At 70.4% G+C, this 20,485-nt stretch carries 21 protein-coding genes; 11 read left to right on the forward strand and 10 right to left on the reverse strand.

Going from position 1 to position 20,485, the window contains the following annotated elements:
* Window positions 1-104 precede the first annotated feature (104 nt).
* Together ACFW48_RS03220 and ACFW48_RS03225 are read right to left on the reverse strand one after the other, a co-directional pair.
* Window positions 105-860 carry a GntR family transcriptional regulator gene (locus ACFW48_RS03220; RefSeq protein ID WP_386309937.1) on the reverse strand — a complete coding sequence of 252 codons (756 nt, stop codon included), beginning with the start codon at window positions 858-860 and terminating at the stop codon, window positions 105-107.
* Window positions 861-1,214: 354 nt separating this feature from the next.
* Entirely contained in the window at window positions 1,215-2,117 is a 903-nt protein-coding gene (locus ACFW48_RS03225; RefSeq protein WP_386309939.1) for a hypothetical protein, read from the reverse strand.
* A gap of 252 nt (window positions 2,118-2,369) precedes the next feature.
* On the opposite strand from ACFW48_RS03225, the gene ACFW48_RS03230 reads away from it, so the two are divergent.
* Window positions 2,370-3,950: a PQQ-dependent sugar dehydrogenase gene (locus ACFW48_RS03230; protein WP_386309941.1), complete on the forward strand. Its 1,581-nt coding sequence runs from the start codon at window positions 2,370-2,372 to the stop codon at window positions 3,948-3,950.
* 58 nt (window positions 3,951-4,008) lie between these two features.
* Here ACFW48_RS03230 and ACFW48_RS03235 read toward each other — a convergent pair whose 3' ends face one another.
* Window positions 4,009-5,361: an ROK family protein gene (locus ACFW48_RS03235; protein WP_386309943.1), complete on the reverse strand. Its 1,353-nt coding sequence runs from the start codon at window positions 5,359-5,361 to the stop codon at window positions 4,009-4,011.
* 56 nt (window positions 5,362-5,417) lie between these two features.
* On the opposite strand from ACFW48_RS03235, the gene ACFW48_RS03240 reads away from it, so the two are divergent.
* From ACFW48_RS03240 to ACFW48_RS03250, 3 genes are all read left to right on the forward strand, one after another.
* Window positions 5,418-6,497 carry a Gfo/Idh/MocA family oxidoreductase gene (locus ACFW48_RS03240; RefSeq protein WP_386309946.1) on the forward strand — a complete coding sequence of 360 codons (1,080 nt, stop codon included), beginning with the start codon at window positions 5,418-5,420 and terminating at the stop codon, window positions 6,495-6,497.
* Complete coding sequence (locus tag ACFW48_RS03245) at window positions 6,494-6,976, forward strand: heme-degrading domain-containing protein (RefSeq protein WP_386309948.1); 483 nt, start codon at window positions 6,494-6,496, stop codon at window positions 6,974-6,976. The genes ACFW48_RS03240 and ACFW48_RS03245 overlap by 4 nt, the downstream gene beginning before the upstream one ends.
* A 106-nt stretch (window positions 6,977-7,082) precedes the next feature.
* Window positions 7,083-7,955: an LLM class F420-dependent oxidoreductase gene (locus tag ACFW48_RS03250; protein ID WP_386309950.1), complete on the forward strand. Its 873-nt coding sequence runs from the start codon at window positions 7,083-7,085 to the stop codon at window positions 7,953-7,955.
* An 87-nt stretch (window positions 7,956-8,042) separates the two neighbouring features.
* On the opposite strand, the gene ACFW48_RS03255 is transcribed toward ACFW48_RS03250, so the two are convergent.
* The 3 genes from ACFW48_RS03255 to ACFW48_RS03265 form a co-directional block, all read right to left on the reverse strand.
* Window positions 8,043-8,900 (reverse strand): fumarylacetoacetate hydrolase family protein, encoded by an 858-nt coding sequence (locus tag ACFW48_RS03255; RefSeq protein WP_386309952.1) that lies wholly within the window; start codon window positions 8,898-8,900, stop codon window positions 8,043-8,045.
* A 188-nt stretch (window positions 8,901-9,088) separates the two neighbouring features.
* Window positions 9,089-9,814: a YidC/Oxa1 family membrane protein insertase gene (locus ACFW48_RS03260; RefSeq protein ID WP_386309953.1), complete on the reverse strand. Its 726-nt coding sequence runs from the start codon at window positions 9,812-9,814 to the stop codon at window positions 9,089-9,091.
* Window positions 9,815-9,918: 104 nt separating this feature from the next.
* The gene (locus ACFW48_RS03265) at window positions 9,919-10,230 is read right to left on the reverse strand and encodes a DUF6412 domain-containing protein (RefSeq protein ID WP_386310253.1); all 312 of its coding nucleotides are present in this window, start codon (window positions 10,228-10,230) and stop codon (window positions 9,919-9,921) included.
* A gap of 194 nt (window positions 10,231-10,424) precedes the next feature.
* On the opposite strand from ACFW48_RS03265, the gene ACFW48_RS03270 reads away from it, so the two are divergent.
* The 3 genes from ACFW48_RS03270 (at window position 10,425) to ACFW48_RS03280 (ending at window position 15,393) form a co-directional block, all read left to right on the forward strand.
* Window positions 10,425-11,471, forward strand: a complete 1,047-nt coding sequence (locus tag ACFW48_RS03270) for an SEC-C domain-containing protein (protein WP_386309956.1) — start codon at window positions 10,425-10,427, stop codon at window positions 11,469-11,471.
* Between the two features lie 113 nt (window positions 11,472-11,584).
* Window positions 11,585-12,040 (forward strand): SRPBCC domain-containing protein, encoded by a 456-nt coding sequence (locus ACFW48_RS03275; protein ID WP_386309958.1) that lies wholly within the window; start codon window positions 11,585-11,587, stop codon window positions 12,038-12,040.
* A 206-nt stretch (window positions 12,041-12,246) separates the two neighbouring features.
* Entirely contained in the window at window positions 12,247-15,393 is a 3,147-nt protein-coding gene (locus ACFW48_RS03280) for a DUF3427 domain-containing protein (protein WP_386309960.1), read from the forward strand.
* Window positions 15,394-15,424: 31 nt separating this feature from the next.
* Here ACFW48_RS03280 and ACFW48_RS03285 read toward each other — a convergent pair whose 3' ends face one another.
* On the reverse strand, window positions 15,425-16,084 hold the full coding sequence (locus tag ACFW48_RS03285) for an ATP-binding protein (RefSeq protein WP_386309961.1): 660 nt from the start codon (window positions 16,082-16,084) through the stop codon (window positions 15,425-15,427).
* 208 nt (window positions 16,085-16,292) lie between these two features.
* Between ACFW48_RS03285 and ACFW48_RS03290 the strand changes: the two genes are divergently transcribed.
* The 3 genes from ACFW48_RS03290 (at window position 16,293) to ACFW48_RS03300 (ending at window position 17,787) form a co-directional block, all read left to right on the forward strand.
* Entirely contained in the window at window positions 16,293-17,135 is an 843-nt protein-coding gene (locus tag ACFW48_RS03290; protein WP_386309964.1) for a helix-turn-helix domain-containing protein, read from the forward strand.
* Between the two features lie 6 nt (window positions 17,136-17,141).
* The gene (locus tag ACFW48_RS03295) at window positions 17,142-17,360 is read left to right on the forward strand and encodes a DUF397 domain-containing protein (RefSeq protein ID WP_386309967.1); all 219 of its coding nucleotides are present in this window, start codon (window positions 17,142-17,144) and stop codon (window positions 17,358-17,360) included.
* Between the two features lie 130 nt (window positions 17,361-17,490).
* On the forward strand, window positions 17,491-17,787 hold the full coding sequence (locus ACFW48_RS03300) for a DUF6247 family protein (protein ID WP_386309969.1): 297 nt from the start codon (window positions 17,491-17,493) through the stop codon (window positions 17,785-17,787).
* Window positions 17,788-17,972: 185 nt separating this feature from the next.
* Here ACFW48_RS03300 and ACFW48_RS03305 read toward each other — a convergent pair whose 3' ends face one another.
* The 3 genes from ACFW48_RS03305 to ACFW48_RS03315 are packed head-to-tail and all read right to left on the reverse strand — an operon-like array spanning window position 17,973 to window position 19,617.
* Window positions 17,973-18,827 (reverse strand): helix-turn-helix domain-containing protein, encoded by an 855-nt coding sequence (locus ACFW48_RS03305; protein WP_386309971.1) that lies wholly within the window; start codon window positions 18,825-18,827, stop codon window positions 17,973-17,975.
* Between the two features lie 24 nt (window positions 18,828-18,851).
* Window positions 18,852-19,385, reverse strand: a complete 534-nt coding sequence (locus ACFW48_RS03310) for a DUF6879 family protein (protein ID WP_386309973.1) — start codon at window positions 19,383-19,385, stop codon at window positions 18,852-18,854.
* Window positions 19,354-19,617 (reverse strand): hypothetical protein, encoded by a 264-nt coding sequence (locus ACFW48_RS03315; protein ID WP_386309976.1) that lies wholly within the window; start codon window positions 19,615-19,617, stop codon window positions 19,354-19,356. Before ACFW48_RS03315 ends, ACFW48_RS03310 begins: the two co-directional genes overlap by 32 nt.
* 337 nt (window positions 19,618-19,954) lie before the next feature.
* On the opposite strand from ACFW48_RS03315, the gene ACFW48_RS03320 reads away from it, so the two are divergent.
* A complete protein-coding gene (locus tag ACFW48_RS03320) occupies window positions 19,955-20,401 on the forward strand; it encodes a hypothetical protein (RefSeq protein ID WP_386309978.1) in 447 nt (148 codons plus the stop codon).
* Window positions 20,402-20,485: the final 84 nt, after the last annotated feature.

The raw sequence follows: 20,485 nt of genomic DNA on the forward strand, positions 1-20,485 counted from the left end.
ACCGGAGGAATCCGACTGACAACGAGAGCGTGAACTGGTCTTCAAGTTTGGGCTAGACCCGTTACCTTTCCGTTATTCGAAGAAGATGTGTGGGGTGGCGTTTTTCAGCCACGCAGATGGGTCGTGAAGGAGAAGCGGTCGCCCCGGTACAGCGTCCGGACGCGTTCCAGCGGGCGGCCCCCCGTGTCCCGGGAGACGCGGTGGATGAGCAGCATCGGGAGGGCCGGCGGGGTGCCGATCAGCAGAGCCTCGCGCGGGGTGGCGAGCACGGTCTCGATGCGCTCGTCGGCGTCACCGAAGGCGATGCCCTGCTCGGCCAGGTGGGCGTAGAAGGACGAGTCCGGGTCGAAGGCCGTGTCCAGGTCGGGGATGCGGGACACGGCCACGTAGGTGCTCTCCAGGCCGACCCGCTCGTCGTCCGCGAGCAGCACGCGCTCCAGGTGCCAGACGGGCTCCCCCCGCGTGAGGCCGGTCTCGGCGGCGAGCGCGTCGGGGCAGGGGAAGCGGTCCAGGGTGACGAGCGCGCGGCCGGGGGTACGGCCCTGGCGCCGGACGCCCTCGGTGTAGCTGGCCAGGGACAGCGGCTGCTCCAACTTGGGGCCCGCGACGACGGTGCCGCGTCCCTGCCGACGCAGCTTGCCCTCCAGCACGAGTTCACGCAGGGCCTGCCGGACGGTCTCGCGGGCGACCTCGTACCGCTCGGAGAGGTCCCGCTCGGTGGGGATGGCGCTGCCCTCCCCCAGTTCGCCGACCAGACGGTCGATCCGCGCCTTGACGGCGTAGTACTTCGGCACGCGGCCGTGCTCCGGGATCCCGGAGCGGACGGGGGCGCCCGGGGCCTGGTCGTTCGGGTAGTCCACGGAGGGATGGTCGCAGATGGGGGTGGCGGGGGCGCGGGGGTGGTAAGGGCGGCAGGGGGCGCGGGGGGCGGCGGCGGAGGTGGCAGGGGGCGCGGGGGGCGGCAGGAATCGCAGGGATGGCGGGAGCGGCGTTGGGCGGCAAGGGCCGCAGGGGGGCCGGAGCGGCGGGGGTGGCAGGGGGCGCGGGGGGCGGCAGGAATCGCAGGGATGGCGGGAGCGGCGTTGGGCGGCAAGGGCCGCAGGGGGGCCGGAGCGCGGAGGTGGCGGGGATCGCGGAGGCGGCGAGGGTCGCGGAGGTGGCGAGAGTCGCCGGGGTCGCGGGGGTGCCCGCGCCGCTGCCCGGTCCGGTGCGTCTCAGCGGCGTCTGCGGGCAAGCAGCACGGCCGCGGCGCCGGCGGCGACGAGCAGGGCGGTGGCGCCCAGTGCCGCGTCCACCCGGCCCAGTCCGGTGCCGGCGAGTTCGTCGGCGAACGGGATGCCGGTGCCCTGGTCGTCCGGGGTGGCGGCGACGGAGGGGGCGGCGGGGTCGGCGGAGTCGGACGGGGCGGCGGGGTCGGTGCTCCGCTCGGCGGCCGGCTCACGGGCGCCGATGCGGAAGCGGTAGTCGTTCGACTGACCGATCCACTCGCCGTCCCCGCCGCGACGCTGGACGACGGCCGCGTTGGCGGTGACCTCGCCCGGGGCGGTGTCCGAGGTGAGCGCGAGCCGCACCTTGACGGAGAGGGTCTTGCCGGGGCCGACGGTGAAGCCGGGGAATCCGTCGCCGCCCGTGCCCGCCTCTCCCGCCTCTCCCGCCTCTCCCGCCTCTCCAGCCTCTCCCGCTTCGCCGAACGCGCCGATCAGCTCGTCCCGGTCGGTCGTCTCGAAGGCGACGGGGCGCGGCCGGGCGCCGTCGTAGAACTCCAGGCGGGGCTGCGCGGGCTCCAGGGCCCGCTTCTCGTCGACGAGGACGACGACCGGGTGGATGCCCTCGCAGGTGCGGGAGGTGGTGTTGGTCAGATCCAGGTACCAGGTGCCGTAGCCGCCGCCCGCCTCGTAGCCGGCGGGGCCGCCGTGGATGCGGGTGGTGAGGGGGAAGGTGTGGTCGTCCGGGGCCGTACAGGCGGGCAGCGGGGGTCGGGGGTCCGCGTGCGCGGGGGTGGCGGGCGCGAGGACGGCGGACGCGGACGCGGACGCGGAGGCGGAGGCGGAGGCGGAGGCGGCGAGGAGGGCGGCTGCCGCCACCAGGCAGGGGGACGCGGGCGTGAACAGTCGCATAAACACATGAGCGTGCCGATGGATCGCGGACGCGGGCACCGCCATTCGGGCCATGACGCCCGGACGGAGGGCGGGGACCACTCGATCGGCGGCGGGCGGGCGCACCGATCGGCACTGTTTGCGCCAGGCGGCGTGAAAGTGGCGCAATCACGCGTTGCCGCTCCGCTTCGGGGGCCGCAGCCTGGGTGCGGGAGCGCCACGGGAGCGCTCCCACGCCACCGACGCCCACGGAAAGAAGGACGAGAAGGCTTCATGGATTGTCATATACATGTCCACCATGCGCGGCGCCGCCTGACGCTCGTCCTGAGCACCCTCGCCACGGCGCTGCTGCCGGCCCTCCTGCTGACCACCCTGACCCCCGCGCCCGCCGCAGCCACGACCGCAGCCGCAGCCGCACCGGCACCGGCACCGGCACCCCCCGACCCCGTCCCCCTCCCGTCACTCAACGCCACCACCACCCAGGTCGCCTCCGGTCTGAGACGGCCCACCGCCCTCGCCGCCCCCGACGACGGCACGGACCGCCTGTTCATCACCGAGAAGCGCGGCACCGTCCGCGTCTACCACCCGGACACCGGCCTGGCCGGGCCCCCGCTGCTCGACATCACCTCGGCCGTGGACGAGTCGGGCAACGAGCGAGGCCTGCTCGGCATCGCCCTCCCGCCCGACTTCGCCGACAGTCAGGATCTGTACCTGGCGTACACGGCACTCCCCGACGGCGCGGTCACCCTCGCCCGCTACCGGCTCGACGAGTCCCGCCTCGAAGTCCTGCTCTCCCAGGAGCACGCCGAGTACAGCAACCACAACGGCGGGCAGCTGGCTTTCGGCCCCGACGGCAACCTGTACTGGAGCATCGGCGACGGCGGCGGCTCCGGCGACCCCTTCGACGCCGGGCAGCGGCTGGACACCCTGCTGGGCAAGATCATGCGCGTCGACGTGAGCCGCGCCTGCGCCCCGCTCGCCTACTGCGTCCCCGCCGACAACCCCTTCGTCAACGCCGCGGGCGCCCGCGAGGAGATCTGGCAGTACGGGCTGCGCAACCCCTGGCGCTTCTCCTTCGACGCCGCCGACGGCTCGCTGTGGATCGGCGACGTCGGCCAGGGACGCTGGGAGGAGATCGACCACATCGCAGCCGGCCGGGGCGGACTGAACCTCGGCTGGTCCTGCTACGAGGGGCTGGAGAAGTTCACCGGCGGGGACTGCGGGCCCGGCGAGGAGTACACCGAGCCGGTCTTCACCTACTCCCCCTACACCGGCGGCTGCTCGGTGATCGGCGGCCACGTCTACCGGGGCGAGCAGTACGCCGACCTGGTCGGCGGCACCTACATCGCCACCGACTACTGCTCGTCCACCGTCTGGGCGCTGCGCCCCGACGGCCGGGGCGGCTACGAGCAGGCCGAGATCGGGGAGATGCCCACCCAGGTGACGTCGATCGGCACGACGGTCGACGGGGAGTTCTACGTCGTGAACGACCTGCCCGGCGGCCTGCACCGCGTGTCGTTCACGCGCGAGGAACCCACCTGCCGGGTGGACCGCACGGTCACGGCCTGGGGCACCGGTACGACGGTCGACCTCACGGTCACCAATATCGGCGACGCCCCGGTGAACGGCTGGACGCTCGAGTTCCCGCTGGCCCTCGGGCAGACGGTCGTCTCCGACTGGAACACGGAGCTGACGCAGGGCAGCAACACGATCTCGGCACGCAGCGCCCCGCACAACGCCGCCATCGCGCCGGGCGCGAGCGTGACGCTGGGCTATCTCGCCGACCACACCGGCGACGCGTCGCCACCGCCGCGGTTCATGCTCAACGGGGACGCGTGCGCGGTGGGCCGCTGAGCGGCGGCGCGGGCCCGCACCGGGGCTCGCCCGGCACCGGGACGCCGGCCGGGCCCCGTCAGGCATCCCCCCGCCCGAACAGCGGCGCGAGCAGCAACTGGGCCGCGCCCCCCGCGACTCCGCGCGTCCCGCCGGGCGCGATCCGCACCGGTACGGCGCCGTCGTGTCCGCCCTCGCGCCGGGCGCGGGCGTCGAGGACGGCGCCGACCCCGTGGACGAAGGCCTCGGGCGCGGCGGCGACGGTACGGCCACCCAGCAGGACCAGGTCGATGTCGAGCAGCCCGACGAGGTTCGCGGCGCCCGCGCCCAGCACCCTGGCCGCCTCCGCGAGGTCGCCGCGGGCCACGGCGGCGAGGCACAGGGCCTCTATGCAGCCGCGGGCACCACAGGTGCAGGGCGGCCCGTCCAACTGGACGACCTGGTGCCCGAACTCCCCGGCGCCGGTCCGGGCACCCCGGTGCACGCCGCCGCCGAAGACGAGGCCGGCGCCGAGTCCCGTACCGAGGTGCAGATAGGCGAAGGAGCCGCCCGCGCCGCCGCCCACGCCGTCCCCTGCGCCGCCTCTCCGGCCACCGCCCTCACCGCTCCGCTCACCGTCCCGCTCACCGACGCCCTCACCGCCCCACTCACCGCCCCACTCAGCGCCTCTCGCGCCGCCGACCGCGTCGCCCTTCCCGCCGACCGCGAGGCCCAGCGCCGCCGCGTTGGTGTCCTTGTCGACGACGACCGGCACGCCGAGCCGCCGCGCCAGCGCGTCCCGCAGCGGGAACCCGTCCCACTCCGGGAAGCCCGTGACCCGGTGCAGCACGCCCCGGACGTGGTCGAGCGGGCCCGGGAGGGCGACGCCCAGGCCGAGGAGGGTGGGCGCGGCGGCGAGGACTCCTCCCGGCGGGGCCAGCGTGTCGGCGACCAGCTCCCGGGCCGCCCGCGCCACCGCCTCCACCACGTCCGCCGCGCCCGCGCCCAGGTCCAGCGGGGAGCGCCGCTCCCCCACCACGGCACCGTCGAGGTCGACCAGCACCGCCCGCAGCTCGTCCCGGTCCAGGTGGACGCCGAGCGCGTGGCCCGCCTCCGGCACCAGGCGCAGTACCGTGCGCGGCTTGCCGCCCGTGGACGCCCGGCGTCCGGCCTCGGCGGCGAGGCCGTCCTCCCGGAGCCGGGCGGTGATCTTGCTGACCGCCTGCGGGGTGAGCCCGGTCCGCTCGGCGAGCTCGAGCCGGCTGATGCCCTCGGCACCCGCGGTGCGCAGCAGGTCGAGCACCAGAGCGGTGTTGTGGCTGCGCAGGGCGAGCAGGTTGGCGCCGCCCACCGCGAGGCCCGCGCCCGCACCCGCGCCCGCACCCGTGCCGGTGTCCCTACCCGCCCCCGCACTGCCGCCGTACCCGCCAACCCCATCGTTCGCCCTGTTCACGCCTCCATTGTCCCCGGCGCTTGCACTTTGGCAACACCGTTGCGAAAGTGGGAGGCATGACTGGTACTCCTCCCGGCAGCCCCCTGCGCGTCGGTCTCGTCGGCTACGGCCTCGCGGGCTCCGTGTTCCACGCCCCGCTGATCGCCGCCACCGAGGGCCTGGCCCTGGACACGGTGGTCACCTCGAACCCCGACCGGCAGCAGCAGGCCCGCGCCGAGTTCCCGGACGTGCGGACCGTCGCCACTCCGGACGAGCTGTTCGAGCGGGCCGCCGAGCTGGACCTGATCGTCATCGCGTCCCCGAACAAGACACACGTGCCGCTCGCGACGACGGCCCTGGAGGCCGGCCTGCCGGTCGTGGTGGACAAGCCGGTCGCGGGCACGGCGGCCGAGGCGCGCGAGCTGGCGACGCTGGCGGAGGAGCGCGGCCTGCTGCTCTCCGTCTTCCAGAACCGCCGCTGGGACAACGACTTCCTCACCCTCCGCAAGCTGCTGGCCGAGGACGCGCTGGGCGACGTATGGCGCTTCGAGTCCCGCTTCGAGCGCTGGCGGCCGAAGCCGAAGGGCGGCTGGCGCGAGTCCGGCGACCCGGCAGAGATCGGAGGTCTCCTGTACGACCTCGGCAGCCACGTCGTCGACCAGGCACTCGTCCTGTTCGGACCGGCCACACAGGTGTACGCCGAGTCGGTCGTCCGGCGCGCGGACGCGGAGGCGGACGACGACACGTTCATCGCCGTCACGCACGCCAATGGCGTCCGCTCCCACCTCCACGTCTCCTCCACCGCCGCCCAACTCGGCCCCCGCTTCCGGGTCCTGGGCTCGAAGGCCGGCTACGTCAAGCACGGCCTGGACCCGCAGGAGGCGGCGCTGCGCGAGGGCAAGCGGCCGGGCCCCGGCTGGGGCGAGGAGGACGAGTCGCTGTGGGGCCGCGTGGGCTCCGGGGAGTCCCCGCTCACCGGCGGCGGACGCGTGGAGGCCACCGTGGCGGGCGACTACCCCGCCTACTACGCGGCGGTGGCGAAGGCCCTGCTGGACGGCGGCCCGAACCCGGTCGGCGCCCGCGAGGCGGCCGCCGCCCTGGACGTACTGGAGGCGGCCCGCCGGTCCGCCCGCGACGGAATGGTGGTCAACCTGTGAGCCCTTCCCCCAGCAGCGCCGTCCCGACCGTGGAGGAACTGGAGGCACAGGAACGCCGCCTGGTCTTCCGCCGGTTCACGAACGACGACGCGTGGGCGCTCGGCTCGCTCCTCGTCGAGCTGGCCCGGGAGCGCCAGGCACCAGTGGCCATCGACATCCACCGCGCCGGCCAGCAGCTCTTCCACGCGGCCCTGCCCGGCTCGACCCCCGACAACGACGCCTGGATCGCCCGCAAGCGCCGGGTGGTGGAGCGGTACGGCTCCGCGTCGTACCTGGTCGGCTCCCGCTTCCGCGCCAAGGGCACGACGTTCGAGGAGTCCTCGCGACTCGACGCCGACACGTACGCGGCGCACGGCGGCTCCTTCCCGATCACCGTGGCCGGCGTCGGTGTGATCGGCGCGGTGACCGTGTCCGGGCTGCCGCAGGTCGAGGACCACCGGCTCGTGGTGGAGGCACTGGAGCGGTTCCTGGGCGAGTAGCCCGAACGGCCCCGGGCGGCGCGCTCGGGGAATCACCGGTGGGTACCTGTGGTTGGCAGGCAGGTACACAGGATGATCACGGTGCCCACCGGAGGGATCGCAACCGATGAACGACGCGACGGCTTCTCTGAAGGAAACGGTCGGACGGTACGGCGTCTGGAGCGCGCAACTGCGCTCCGAGGACCCGCCGGGCGGCGCCGAACGCGCCGAGGCCGCAGCCGAGTTGGAACAGCTCGGGTACGGCGCCCTGTGGCTGGGCGGCAACACCGCGGCCCGGCACGCAGCCCCGCTGATCGAGGCGACCTCGCGCATCGTCGTCGGCACCAGCATCCAGAGCATCTGGGAGCACGAGGCGTCCGCGGCGGCGGCGAGCTTCGCCGAGCTGGAGGTGTCCCACCCCGGCCGCTTCGTGCTCGGCCTCGGCGTGAGCCACGGCCCGCGGGTCGAGGGGTACAGCCGCCCGTACTCGACGATGGTCGGCTACCTCGACGACCTGGACAAGGCGGGCATGCCGGCCGGCCACCGGCTGCTGGCCGCGCTCGGCCCCAAGATGCTGGAGCTGTCCCGGGACCGGGCGGCCGGCGCGATCCCGTACCTGGTCACCCCCGAGCACACGGCGCAGGCTCGTGAACGCCTCGGCGAGGGCCCGCTGCTGGCCCCGGAGTTCAAGGTCGTACTCGACTCCGACCCGGCCCGCGCCCGCGCGACGGCCCGCGCCTACCTCGCCATGTACCTGGAGCTCCCGAACTACACCAAGAACTTCCTCAACCTCGGCTTCACCGACGCCGACGTCGCCGGCGGCGGCAGCGACCGCCTCATCGACGCCGTGTTCGCATGGGGTGACGAGGCCACGATCCGCGCCCGCATCGACGCCTTCCACGACGCGGGCGCCGACCACGTGGCCCTCCAGCTGGTGGAGGACGACATGACCCGCCTCCCGAGGGAAGGCTGGCGCCGACTGGCTTCACTCCTGACGTGAGTCAGACGCCCCTGCAAGGGGCGCGGGGAACTGCGCGACCAGCCACGTACAACCCGCGGCCGACGACGCAACCCGCGCCCCACCCGCTCAACCGTTCTTGAGCTCCTGCCGCTGCCGCCCCAGCCCCTCGACCTCCAGCTCGACCACGTCCCCCGCCCGCAGATACGGCTTGGGTTCGGGCTGCCCCATCGCCACACCCGCCGGCGTCCCGGTGTTGATGACGTCACCGGGACGCAGCACCATGAACTGGCTGACGTACCGCACGACCTCCCCCACCGGGAAGATCTGGTCCGCCGTCGTCCCGTCCTGCTTCAGCTCCCCGTTCACCCACAGCCGCAGCGACAGCCGCTGCGGGTCGGGCACCTCGTCGGCGGTCACCAGCCACGGCCCCAGCGGGTTGAACGTCTCGCAGTTCTTGCCCTTGTCCCAGGTCCCGCCCCGCTCGATCTGGAACTCCCGCTCGGACACGTCGTGCGCGACCGCGTACCCGGCGACGCACGCGAGCCCTTCCTCGGCCGACTCCAGGTAGCGGGCCGTACGCCCGATCACGACCGCCAGCTCCACCTCCCAGTCGGTCTTCACGGAGCCGCGCGGCACGAGCACGGTGTCGTCCGGCCCGACGACCGTGTCCGGCGCCTTGAAGAAGACGACGGGCTCGGCGGGCGGCTCGGCCCCGGTCTCGCGGGCGTGGTCGTGGTAGTTGAGCCCGATGCACACGATCTTGCCGATGCGCCCCACGGGCGGTCCGACGCGCAGCCCCGTGCCGTCCAGGGCGGGCAGCTCACCGGCTTCGGCGGCGGCCCGTATCCGGCCGAGCGCGGCGTCGTCGCCGAGCAGCGCTCCGTCGATGTCCGACACCACGCCCGACAGGTCTCGCAGGGTCCCGTCGGCGTCGAGCAGCGCGGGTCGCTCCGACCCCGCCGTACCGACTCGCAACAGCTTCATGATCCCCAACTCCTCGGTCTCGGGCAGCCCGACCGATGAAGTGCGACCTGGGTGCGGCAGTAACGCGACAACCATCGGAGGACTGGTCGATCCTCCAAGGTCGGGGTCCACTCCGCAATACCCCGTTCACGTACTGGACCGTAGCCTGGGCCACGGCCACGTCGTACGGCCCTGGTCCCGTCGTGCCCTCACCGGTACAGAACGGCCCGCTCGACGGCGCTCCACGTCGTGCTGGTGACGACGTACAGCGCGGCGGCCAGCGGCACCACGGCCACGGTGACGAGCGTGAAGAAGGACATGAACGGCATGACCTTGGTGATCGCGCCGAGCCCGGGCACCTGCTCCCCGTCACCGGCGCCCGCACCGGCCGGCAGCATCGGCCGCTCGGCCATCGTCCGCTTGGTGAGCCGGTAGCTGAAGACGGCGACCCCGGCGACGAACGCGAACAGCGCGACGTACACGAGCCCCGCGCCCCCGGCCGGCCCGCCGTCACCGAGCGCGTCCGCCCACCGCCCGCCGAGCGGGGCGGCGAGGAGCTGGTGCGAGAGCAGCTCGTTGGCCCGCCCGCCGATCGTGGAGCTGGAGAACAGGTGGTAGAGGAGGAAGAACGCCGGGATCTGGCACAGGCTGGGCAGGCAGCCCGACAGCGGCGACACCTTCTCCTCGGCGTGCAGTTCGAGCACGGCCCGCTGGAGCTTCTCGGGGTTCTTGGCGTGCTTGCGGCGCAGTTCGGCGATCCTCGGCTGCAACTGGGTGCGCGCCTTCTGCCCGCGCGCGGCGGCCCGGGAAAGAGGGTGGACGAGGAGCCGTACGAGGGCGGTGAACAGGACGATGGCGGCGGCCGCGGCGGAAGCGCCGAACAGCGGCTGGAGCAGGTCGGCGAGGTGCTCGACCAGGCTGGCGAAAACGGACATGGGTGGGTGAGCCCTCCGGGGGTCTCGTCGTGCGTGCCGGGTGAAGGTGATGGCGGCATGACGACACGACCGGCGCGGGGCCAGGTACGGAAGGAGTACGTGCCCTACGCGGTGGTCGCCGGGAGGGCGTGTCCGGGTGCTCGGGGCCGTCGGCGGCCGCGGGCGTCGGGATCGCGTTGAGGCAGGAAGGCCGTACGCAGGTCCCGGTCCCTGATGGCCGTACGCACCCGGGTGGGCGGCACGGCGGGCGCGCAGCGGGCGGCGATGACGGCGCAGACGGCGAGCGCGGAACCGACCGCGGCGGTCGCGGCGAGCGCGACGGTGGCGGAGAGGCTGCCGACGTCGACGAGCGCGACGGGAAGGAGTACGAGAAGCAGTACGAGCACGGAACGCAGGATGCGCACGAAACGCGGCATGTGCAGGGAGATGTCCAGGGGACGTGGGACGGCCCGGTCGCGGGTCATCGGCCACCCCCCCTCTCGTACACGCGTTTGCCCCAGTTATACAGGAGCCGCACGTAGCCCGGTATCGGCACCGGTATCGGCACCGGTATCGGCACCGCTGGGCGGGCACCTCACCTTCGTCACCTCTCGGCAGTACGGTGTCCACCATGCGCCCCGACACGCCCGCCGAAAACGTCGACCACACCGCCGAAGCGGCACGCCTGGAGCGGACCGCCGGCCTCTACCCCGAGGACGCCGAGGCCCTGCTCCTGCGTGCCGCGGCCCACCTGGAGCTGTCCGGCGACCGCCCCGCCGCGACCAAGCTCTACGACCGCCTGCTGTCGCCCTCCGACACCGGCCCCTCCGGTCTGGAGAACCCGTCCCTGGTCCGTGCCCTCAAGGCCTCGAACCTGTGGGAGTACGACCACGAGGCGGAGGCCAGGGCGATCATCGACGGCGTTCGCGCCGCGTCACCGCGCGACCCGGCCCCCTGGGTGATCGTCGCCGAGGCCCTGGAGGCGCACGACGAGCTGGAGGCGGCGCACGAGACGTTCACGGAGGGCGCGCGCCTGCTCCTGACGGACGTGGCGGAACCCCCGTACTCGACCCACCCCCTCCTCTACGGCCGCCACCGCGTCCGCAGGATGCTGGGCCTGCCCCACGACGACTGGGACGCCCTGGCCGACACCCTGCACTCCATGCCGGTCTCCCTGGACGAGCTGCACGACCCGAAGCGCGTCTGGTCCCTCGGCTCGGACAACCCGGCGGACCTGGAGGCGGAGATCTCCCGCCTCCGCGCCGAGCTGGGCGCTTACCGCGAGGCCCTGTCCCGCCCCTTCCCGGTGGCCATGCTCCACTGGCCGGCCGACGAACTGACGGAACTGCTCGACGCGTACCCGCCCCTCGCCTCCGAGTACCCCTCGTACGAGGAGCACCTGGCGACGATAGAGGCGGCACTGCGCGAGCTGGCGTCGTCCGGCACCCCGAACCTGGGCGTGGTCCGGGGCACGGTCCCGTCGTACGAGGCCTTCGCGGCCTCGGAGGGCGCGTCCCCGGCCGACCCGGCCCTTCTCCCCCAGTACGCGACGACGCTGGCCGCCCGGGGCCGCGCGGTGGCGTGGCCTCCGCAGCGCGGGGCGGCGTGCTGGTGCGGTTCGGAACAGCCGTACGCGCAGTGCCACGGCCTCGGAGGTCCCGCCGCAACGGACCGATGAGTTTCCGCCCTGCCGGACGTCTACAGGTGCATCAAAGCCTTGCGAACTCACCACAACCGCAAGGCGTCGATCCCCGTCAACCGTCAACCCTCAATCGAAGGAGACAGGACGACATGAGCACCGAGCAGACGAACGCGGCGGCGAACGGCTTCTCCTACACCCTGTCCCGCACCCTGGACGCCCCCGCGGCGCGCGTCTGGCAGGCCTGGACCACCCCCGACCAGTACGCCCAGTGGGCCCACGCCGCCCCCGGCTCCGTCGAACTGGACGTCCGCCCCGGCGGCACCTGGAAGGCCACGATGGTCACCCCCGACGGCGCCGAGTTCCCCTTGACCGGCACCTACGTGGAGGTGGACGAGCCCACCCACCTGGTCCTCGGCATGGACATCCCCGGCCGCCCCACCCCGGAGACGATGACCATCGACCTCACCGAGCAGGGCCCCCGCAACACCGTGATCGCCCTCCACCAGACCTGCGAGACGGCAGAGGCCCGCGACAACGCGGAACAGGGCAGCGGCATGCTGCTGGACGGGTTGGAGGGGTTCCTAGCGGACGGGGTGAAGGGTTGAGCGCAGGCGCGGCCACCGTCCTCGCCTCCTCCCCTCCGCCGGTTACCGGCTACGCAGAGCGTGAACACTCACCGGGTGAGTGTTCACGCTCTGCTCATTTGAGGCGCTCCACACCACGGTCGCCTCGCCCCGCTACAGGCATGGCCCGATGTCAGTGGCTCCTGTTAGAACTGAGCCACAGTGCTTCAGTGATCGAGGGGGTCGTGATGGGAGAAGCGGGGGGACCGGCGCAGCCGGTGGCGGGGGTCTACGAGCAGCTGATCACGGATCAGGTGCACGGCGAGCTGGAGCGACTCGAGGCCGCGGGGTGGAAGGCTGTCGACGCGGAGGTCAGCGCGGAGTCCTCCCCTCATGTGCTGGCTCGGCACATAGGTGACATGGTGGCCCGTCGCCTCAAGCAGCTCCCGGCCGACGAACAGGTCCCTTTCGCCAACCGCATCCTGGAGTCCCTGGCCGCCGACGTGGGCGAGCAGAGCGATGCCGAACCCGTCAGCACCATCGTCGAGGGACCTCGACAGTTGTTGGCCCTGGCAGAGCAAGAGGCCCCCGGGGCCTACGCGATCCGCCCGCTCACCCCGCTCTCCGAGACGTCGCTGCTCACCAACTCGCCGGAAGACCTCAGCCTGGGCTCCGAGCTGAGGGCCGAGTTGGCCACCGCGGACCGTATCGACCTGCTCTGCGCGTTCGTGAAGTGGTACGGAATCCGCGTACTGGAGGACTCCCTGCGCGCCGCAAAGGAGCGCGGGGTACCGATCCGGGTCATCACTACCACCTACATGGGTGCCACGGACCGCCACGCGCTCGACAGGCTCGTGCGCGACTTCGGCGCCACCGTGAAGGTCAACTACGAGATCCGCTCGACGCGGCTGCACGCCAAGGCATGGCTCTTCCGTCGCCGAACAGGGTTCGACACGGCGTACGTCGGCAGCTCTAACCTGTCTCGTGCGGCCCTACTCGACGGCCTGGAGTGGAACGTACGTCTGTCGTCGGTGGCCACACCCGCGGTGCTGGACAAATTCGAGGCAACCTTCGACGCGTACTGGAACGACACTGCCTTCGAGACGTACGACCCCGATCTCCACGGCGACCGCCTCGACGGAGCTCTCGCCCAGGCGGGCGGGACCACGTCGGCCACCGATCTGAAGATCAACCTCTCCGGCCTGGAGGTGCGTCCTTTCCCACACCAGCGGGACATGCTGGAGCGGTTGAGCGTCGAGCGCGACATACGCGGAAGGCATCGCAACCTGCTGGTCGCGGCTACTGGCACCGGGAAGACCGTCATGGCCGCCCTCGACTACCGCAACCTGTGCAAGGAGTCGACCGGCGGGCGGCCGAGGCTGCTGTTCGTGGCCCATCGCAAGGAAATCCTCAAGCAGTCATTGCGCACCTACCGGGAGGTGCTCGACGACGCCTCGTTCGGTGAGCTGCTGTATGGCGGCGCGGATCCGCGCGAGTGGAACCACGTCTTCGCCAGCGTCCAGTCGCTCAACGTGCAAAGGCTGGAGCAATTGGCTCCGGACCACTTCGACGTCATCGTCATCGACGAGTTCCACCACGCCACGGCATCCACGTACCGGCGAGTGATCGACCACTTCGCGCCGAAGGAACTGCTGGGCCTCACCGCCACTCCGGAGCGGATGGACGGGCTCAATGTCCAGGACGAGTTCTTCGAGGGCCGCATCGCCGCCGAGATGAGGCTTTGGGAGGCGTTGGAGAACGACCTGCTGTGCCCCTTCCACTACTTCGGCATCCCAGACGGCACAGACCTGACGAACCTTAACTGGCAGAAGGGCTCCTACGCCGATCAAGAGCTCGGCAATCTCTTCACGGGCAATGACGCCCGAGCCCGCATCGTCGTCAAGCAGATTCGGGACAAGGTCTCCGACCCGGGCGCCATGCGTGCGCTCGGTTTCTGCGTCACGAAGGCGCACGCTCACTTCATGGCGGACTACTTCCGCGACGCCAACATCCGGGCCGTGGCACTCGACAGCGACTCGCCTGCGGACGTACGCGCCCGTGCCTTGTCCGACCTGCGGGAAGGCAAACTCCAGGTCATCTTCTCGGTGGACCTGTTCAACGAAGGGCTCGACATCCCGGACGTCGACACCCTCCTCCTGCTGCGGCCCACCAACAGCGCCACCGTCTTCCTCCAGCAGCTTGGTCGGGGGCTGCGGCGCACCGAGACGAAGCCGGTGCTCACGGTCCTCGACTTCATCGGACAGCACCGTGCGGAGTTCCGCTTCGAAGAGCAGTTCAGGGCCCTGACCAACCTGTCTCGGAACCGGCTGGCCGAGCACATCGAGCGCGAGTTCCCGCAGTTGCCGTCCGGCTGCCAGATCATTCTGGAGGGCAAGGCAAAGGACCTCGTCCTCGACAACATCCGGACCCAACTGGGCGCCACCATCAAAACGCTGGTGAAGGAGGTCAAGGAGTACGGCACCCCGCGCCTAGCCGACTACCTCTGGGAAAGCCGCCGGGAGATCAAGGAGCTGTACAAGAGTGACAACTCATGGACGACCGTCCTCCGCCGGGCCGGCCTGATCACCGACACCGCCCCGCTCGGCGAGACGGCGCTGCTCAAGCGGGTCCACGCCTTCCTGCACGTGGACGACCCCGAGCGCGCGCAGGCGTACCTACGTCTCCTGGAGGACGACGCCCCGCCGTACGAGGCTCTCGGGCCGACCGACCAGGCATACGCCCGCATGCTGTTCTTCAACCTTTGGGACAACGCGGGCGGGTTCGGGAGCTTCCAGGAGGGCCTGGCGTCCCTGCGCCCGCAGCGCGCGCTGCGGGAGGAGCTCCGGCAGGTACTGACGTACGTCATGGACCAGGCCGATCATTTCCCGATCGCGCTGTCCGGCCGCCTCAGCCAGGTCCCGCTGAAGGTCCACAGCGCGTACAACCGGTCGGAGATCCTGGCTGCGCTCGGCGTCGCACGCTTCGGCGGGCAGATGCCGCGGTCCTTCGCGCAGGGCGTGCAGTGGGTGGAGGATCTCCAGACGGATGCGCTCCTCATCACGCTCGAAAAGAACGAGAAGGACTTCTCGCCGACGGTCCGCTACAAGGACTACGCGCTGAACCCGACTCTTTTCCACTGGGAGTCCCAGAACTCGATAGCGGCCAGTTCCCCTACGGGCCTGCGCTACCAGCAGCACGCGCGTCACGGCAGCCACGTCCTGCTGTTCATGCGCCGCTATAAGAACACGGACATAGGCAAGTCCCAGCCGTGGATGCTCCTCGGCCCGGCAACCTACGTGGAGCATTCGGGCAGCAAGCCGATGGCGATCACCTGGCGTCTGAAGCACGACCTCCCGGCCGACGTGTGGACGTACTCGGCCATCCAGGCGAGCTGATCCCTGCACATCGGCCGCAGCACGCAGGCTCTCAGGAGAGTCGGGCTCTGCTCTCCGCCTCGAAGTGCGCTTGAGCCTGGTCCAGAACATCGTCTGCGTCCCGCCCGTGCACGCGGAACCAGTAGAGGAGGTCGGTGATGATGGTGATCGCCGCCTCCTCTGCCACGGCCGCACCCAACCGGCCGTGACCGACCGGCTGCGGCGCCGAGCCCGAACCGCCGTACAGACTCAGCACATCTGCGGCTCGGGCCAACCGAGGAACCGGAGCGTGACGATCCGCCTTGGTGGCACTCATTCGGAACTCACACCAGGTCACCTTGCGGTCACCGGTCAACTCGACGCCCCAGCGGTCACTGATGGCGTCTACCAGCACCATCCCCCGCCCTTCCTCCGCATCGGGGCCCGTGCAGGCGAGGGTCGGCAGCGCGCGAGCATCGGGGTCATGGATCTCAATGCGCAGATGAGGGCCGTTCAGCGAGGCGACGAGCGTGGACGGCGTGCCAGCCCCGACATGCCGGATGACGTTGGCGACGAGTTCGCTGGCACATAGCTCGGCGGCGTCTCTCAGTTCGTGCAGCCCCCAGTACTCCAGGTGCATCCGCAGAGCCCGCCGCAAGAACGACACCTGCTCGGCGTCCGCCAGAAACGGCAGGCTCCATGGCCGCGTTGGCATCCAAAGAAAGCTGTCCATGCGTTGCCCACTCCCCTTCCCCTGGCACCGTTCGTGGCGGCCCGTAGTTTGATCACAACCCAGAGTTGCATTGGAACTCTCAAAATGGAACTCTCACGGTGAGCGGCTAGGAGCACGCTCTCCACCGCGCGCCCCCAGCGCACGCCGTCTTGCCGTCGCCGATGACCGAGCACGACGATCTACTGGACCGACACGAAGGGCCGTGCACATGGCAGCTGGACCCACCACACGCAGGCGCCAACTCGGCGCCGACCTGCGACGACTCAGGGAGCTCAGAGGGCTGACGCTTGAGGAGGCGGGCTCACGCGTCGGCATCTCGAAAGCGACGCTCAGTCGCTACGAGACAAAGGAGGGCACGGTCAAGTGGCCGGCCGTAGACGCCCTCTGCCGCGAATACGGGGCGACGGACGAGGAGCGACTAGCGCTGGTCGAACTGGCGAAAGGCGCCAGGATCCAGGGGTGGTGGCGCTCCCTGGCAGACTCCATCCCCGAGTCCATGAATCTCATGCTCACCCTGGAAGACGAGGTCGTACGCGAGGACCACTACGCCTGCATGTACGTACCCGGGCTCCTCCAGACGCGTTCCTACGCCGAAGCCGTGCACCGGGCTTCCGAAGTGGAATGCGAGGAGCGCGAGGTGCAGCACATGGTGGACATCCGCATGAAACGCCAAGAGTTGCTGGAGCGAGACGAACCACCGCACATCTGGTGCGTGATCGACGAAGCTGCGATCCGACGACAGGTCGGCGGTCGCGCGATCATGCGGGGACAACTCGCACACCTGCTGACCATGGCCCAACGCTCCAATATCACCGTCCAAGTGCTGCCGTTCGCGCGCGGCGCCCATGCAGCCGCCGTCGGGAGCTTCGCCACACTTCGCGGTCAAACTCCTGAACTGGACGTGGTGTACGTCGATCTCCTCGGCGGCGGGTTGTTCATGGAAAAGCCGGAGGAACTGGCGCGCTATAGGTTGGCGTTCCAGTACCTCAGCGCCCAGGCACTCGACTTCGAGTCCTCCGCCGAACTCATCGACCGGGTCAGCAAGGAGTGAGTCTTGATGGCAGCAACATCAGAGCACCACTGGTTCAAGTCCTCGTACAGCGGAGGCAGCGGAACCGAGTGCGTCGAGTGCGCCTACCTCACACACCGAACACTGATACGTGACTCGAAGCGCAGGGGCGGACCCGTTCTCTCCGTGGGGACCGAAGCCTGGCGGCGCTTCGTCGACGCGGCGCGCCGGGACTCGGCGGAAGGTATCAGAGTCGGAGAGGCATGACCGTGCGACGCAATCACGCGGCCGTGCCGGTTCCTCTCTACGTCAGCGCCCGTGCCTGAGCGAAGCTGCGACCGGCGCAGACCTGTAGGACACTCCACAGAACCCAGAGGAGACCAAGGAGCAGGTGATCGTGAGCGCACAGCACGCGGCGATCGGTACTCCCGCACCGATGCCCTTGAAGACCATCGGCGACATAAGAGCCGCTCTGCTCTGTGGGTACGGGTTTCCCGGTGACCAGGAGGCCTTCGAAGCCGATCTCCAGCGCGCGCTGGAGGCGTCCTCGGAGACTGACCTCAAGGCTGTGGCAGCGGTTATCGTCGACTACCGGGGAAGGATTCGTCTCTACCAGGATCCCGACTTCGACATCGCCGTCCAGGACGGGATCGGCCTCGCCACGCGACTGAAGCGGGAGGCGCGAGGCGAGTGAGCGGCGTCATCGCGGTCGTAACAGCGCGAGCCGCCATGGAGGCACACGTGACGGACGACCGGCCGGCCATCCCGCCGCCGTGGTGGGCTTTCGATGGCTCAGGCCTCCAGGTACGCGGATAACCAGGGACCGCGGTTCGCGGACCGCCCGCAGGCGCAGGTGGAATGACGATGCGGGACGTACGTCTACCGCAACGCCTCGATCGCTCTCAGGATCAGCCCTCGTGCCTCCGCCCCATAGACGGCCATGCCCCTCAGCTCCTCGAACGCCTTCAGGTACAGCTCGATCTCGGTGGGCTGCGTGACTCTCACCTGGGCGGATACGAGCTCTACCGACACCAGCTTGTCGTCATAGACGTGGAACGTCTCCCGAGGCCACTGCGCTCGGGTCCGGGTAGCCGAGGGAATGACGCCGAGGGAGACCTGGGGCAGTGCCCCGGCGGCGAGGAGGTAGCCGAGTTGGGCTGCCATGGAGTCCTCGTCCGCGACACGGTAGTACAGGGCGGACTCCTCGACCACGAGCACGAACCGATGTCCCGGCTCATGGACGACCCCTGAGCGGGCGACACGTGCTCTGGCCGCTTCTCTGCTGTCGTCCACCGGGAGATCACGGAACCGAGCACTGATGCCCAGTACCCCGGCGGCATAGCCCTCGGTCTGGAGGAGACCTGGCACCAGCGACGACGAGTACACGCGGAACAGGCGGGTCTCATGGAAGAACTGGACCGCACTGTCCTGGAGCTGCTTCAGGCCGCTGCGGACGCGATGGCGCCACTCGGTGTACATCGACTCGGCATGCAGTGACTGGGCGACGAGGTCGTCTTCCTGATCGGCGAAGCCACAGGCGGAGGCCCAGGCACGAATGTCCTTGGTGGACGGTGCGGTGAGGGCATTCTCGATGCGGGACGTCTTGGCGTGGTGCCAGCCGCACCGGCCGGCCAGTTCAGTGACGGTAAGCCCTGCTTCTCTCCGCAGGTCGCGCAGCCGTCGGGCAACGACTTCGCGCGCGGCCTGCGCAGAGGAGGACGGGGATATCGGCATGAGCTGGCCTGTCGGTACGTGCTGTCAGTGAACTCTGTACGTGCTGTGTGGGACCGCACGCGCCCAGACCACTTCGAAGGCGTCGGCGCACAGCTTCGAGGCCTCGGGGGCGTCGTCCCAGACTTCGCCGCCCAGTGACGAGCCGTCACCGGCGAAGTGATTCCAGTGGATGACTCGACCGTCGAAGAGCCAGAAGTCGTTCCCGGGCAGGGCGATGTCGCTCGCCCGGCGACGAGGCAGCCAGCGGATCTCCTCGCCTGCGGCGACGTTCGTGAACGTGCCGTCGTACAGGAATCGCGTGTATTCACTGACCGGCTCGGACACGATCCGGGCGCGTCGCACGACGACGCCCCGGTTCACGGTCTCCTGGACAAGGTCGAGCCACGGTCGCCACCACGAAGCCCGGTCGTCCGGCCGGTAGCGGTGCCCGGCACGCCAGTCGGCAAAGGGCCCGTGTTCGTAGTCCACCGCGTAGGAGTCACGCAACTCCAGGTGCACGGCGGAGTGGGCACAGCCAGCGAGGAGGTCAGTGAATGTCGTTGGCACGTTCGACGGCATCGCACGCCTTCCTGATCGCGGGCGCCATCCTGGCGGGAATCCGGACCACCGCTTCGCTCTCCGGGATGCCCTTGGCATGACCCGGTAGTTCGAAGGATGCGCACTCCGCTTCGAGACTCGCGTCGGGCTTCCAACCCTGGATGACAACTTCCTTGTTGTCCTGGTCGACCCAGACAGTCGGACTCTCGTGGTCTCCGGTGTTCGGGTCAATCCCGATGAACAGCAGGGGCATGGCGACCTCCGACAGCGACGGGATGTGCGGCAATGTGCATCACATTGATGGGTGGCAGTGTTCCGGGTCAAGAGACCATCGGTGAAATGGTCTGTACGGGCGGCAGGTTGCACAAATCTGCACATTGATAGAGGTGTTGGGCCTCGCATCTCTAGCGTCTCCGTCTGACAGCCGGCCCTACCGCTCGCTCCAGGTCATGGGGCGTGGGTGGGTCCCCCTTGAGGAGGTCAGCCGAGATGGAAGCACTCTTTTGTTCCAACCCACCGGGACCGGGACCAGAGAAGCCTCCGGGTCCCGTCCCGCCGGCGAGCGGTAGGCGCGAGCGGGAGACCGCCCAATGACCACGACCGCCGTCGCCGTCGCCGTCGGCAAGCGCTCCGGGCGCTCGCTCGTCACGGACCAAGAGTTCGACACGCTCGCCGCGTTCTGCGCCGACGAATACGGGCTGGAACGATGCCTGGCCGATCGCGTCATGGATCAGGCCCTCGCCCTGACCTTTGTCATGGGTACGACCCACTCCGGTTCCGTCATGGCCCCATCCCGACTCATCGACCCTGGGTGGCACACGCTCATCCTGCACACCGACTGGTACGCCGACTGGTGTCAGAAGCACTTCGGCTACTTCCTCCATCACCAGCCGAACAGCAAGCTCCGTACGCGGGGGCTGATGGCCTCCGTCACCGCCAGGATCCGGTCGGCCGGATTCGAGGTCGACGACCGGCTGTGGGGCACGGGTGCAGAATGCAACGCTCCCGCGTGCTGTGGCGACGGGCCCTGCTGCTGACGCACAACGCGATCAGCGCCTCAGAGGGCAGGGCCGCTCTGTTTCCCAGGGCGGCCCTGTCCTCCCCGCTTGCGAAGGGGCTCT

The organism is Streptomyces sp. NPDC058812 (assembly GCF_042744565.1).
Lineage (GTDB): Bacteria > Actinomycetota > Actinomycetes > Streptomycetales > Streptomycetaceae > Streptomyces > Streptomyces thinghirensis.